Source organism: Kribbella catacumbae DSM 19601, assembly GCF_000372465.1.
In the GTDB taxonomy this organism is placed as follows: domain Bacteria; phylum Actinomycetota; class Actinomycetes; order Propionibacteriales; family Kribbellaceae; genus Kribbella; species Kribbella catacumbae.
This window is the reverse complement of the sequence record NZ_AQUZ01000134.1, coordinates 1-1,533: the sequence shown is the minus strand read 5'-3', so window position 1 is coordinate 1,533 and position 1,533 is coordinate 1. Positions and strand designations below refer to the sequence as shown.

General features: G+C 67.8%; 2 protein-coding genes and 1 pseudogene. All 3 read right to left on the bottom strand.

Annotated features, from left to right (window positions below; genetic code table 11):
* Positions 1 to 279: pseudogene (locus A3ES_RS0145545) on the bottom strand (hypothetical protein); the annotation flags it as partial.
* Positions 276 to 827, bottom strand: a complete 552-nt coding sequence (locus A3ES_RS50820) for a ParB N-terminal domain-containing protein (protein ID WP_020393483.1) — start codon at positions 825 to 827, stop codon at positions 276 to 278. The pseudogene A3ES_RS0145545 and the gene A3ES_RS50820, both read right to left, overlap by 4 nt.
* The coding region (locus A3ES_RS0145535; RefSeq protein WP_020393482.1) for a phosphoadenosine phosphosulfate reductase domain-containing protein at positions 824 to 1,533 on the bottom strand (710 nt) is incomplete at its 5' end. The genes A3ES_RS0145535 and A3ES_RS50820, both read right to left, overlap by 4 nt.

Sequence of the window (1,533 nt, the reverse complement as noted above, 5' to 3'; positions counted from 1 at the left end):
GGCTGGGGTGATGCGCTGGTCGAACACCGGTACGCCGTCGTAGAGGCCTGCGAGGCGTCCGGCGTCCAAGGCTGCGCCTGGCTCCTGTGCCGCGGCGACGACGTAGCCGGAGTCGGTGAGGCGGCGGGTGAGGAGGCCCGTCGACGAGCCGACGTCGAGGACCGTCCCGGCGCGCGGGTCGATCTCCTCCTGGACCAGGCGGACGATGGCGTCGTGGATCACGGGGAACCGGCCGGTCGAGCGCCAGGCGTCGACGTGCTCGGGGGCGTCGAACCTCACTCGGCCGCAGCCTTCTTCCGGTCCTCGGCTGGGTACCAGGCCGGCGAGTAGGCCCAGTTCGAGGTGCCCTTGACCGCGAATACGCCGTCCTGGGCGAGCAGGTGGACCTCGTCGAGCGTGCCGCCCATCTCCTTCGCGATCTGGTCCGGCTCGTAGTCGTGGTCCTCGATGAGCTCGCGGACGATCGCGGACATAGCCATCGCGACGTGAGTGCCCTTGGCGCGGTTGATGCGGATGGTCAGGAGCATCGCCTCGGGGCGGGTGACGTCGAGCACCGCGACCGGCACCCGGCCCTTCCAGCGGGCCTTGACCTGCTTGGAGTCCTGCGCGAGTCGCCACCGGTGGAAGCCGTCGATGATGAGGGCGTCCGGGTTGACGAGCAGCGGCTGGATCCAGCCGGTGGCCAGCAGGGAGCGCTCGAGGAGACGCAGCTCGGGTTTGTGGACACGGTTGGGGTTCCAGACGTTCGAGTCCAGTTGGTCGGCCGGCACCCACTGGATATGCGACAGCGGGTCTTCGCCTGCGGAGGTGGGGGTGAGGGTCGTCATGCCTTGGCGGCCTTTCGTGCGTTGCGGGCCTGGTCAGCACGCGAGATGGGCAGGATCCGGCGCTTGAAGGCGCCGGTCATGAACTGGGTGAGGAGGTAGTCGAGCGGGTAGGCCTGCGGGTTGCGTTTGTGCGCGACGGTGATGGAGGCGAGCGTCTTGAGCGCCTTGCGCAGCTGGGGCGGGTCTTCGATGTTCTCCGTGCACCAGTCGCGGATGCCGTCGATCGATCCGGCGTACTGCGCGGTCATGGCGGCCCGGTCGAGTTCGCGGTAGTAGCGCTCCTGGACGAGCATCTCGGGGAACAGCTCCATGACCTGCTCGTAGAACGTCGGTGCGTAGGTGCGCAGCCGTCCGATCCGCTTCGAGGTCTCGGCGTGCAGCGGGGTCGACACCCGCAGCTCGGTCCCGGAGAGCACCTGGTGGTCGTACAGCGGGCAGTACCGGATGCCCCGGTCGTAGAAGTACCGGAACACGTCGTTCTCGACCCAGTCGAAGATTGGCTTCGCGAGGGTGACTTTCCGGCTGGATCCAGCGTTGAGGTAGTTCTCGTTCAGCTTGTTCATCGACGCGCGGAGCCGGATCAGGGACTCAGTTGCTCGGATCCCGTTGACTATCGCGACGCGGCCCTTGTACGGGCGGGCGGTGACGTCGTCCATGTCGTACTGGGAGACCACGGTCTCCGGTGGCAGGCCGAGGTCGTCGAGGG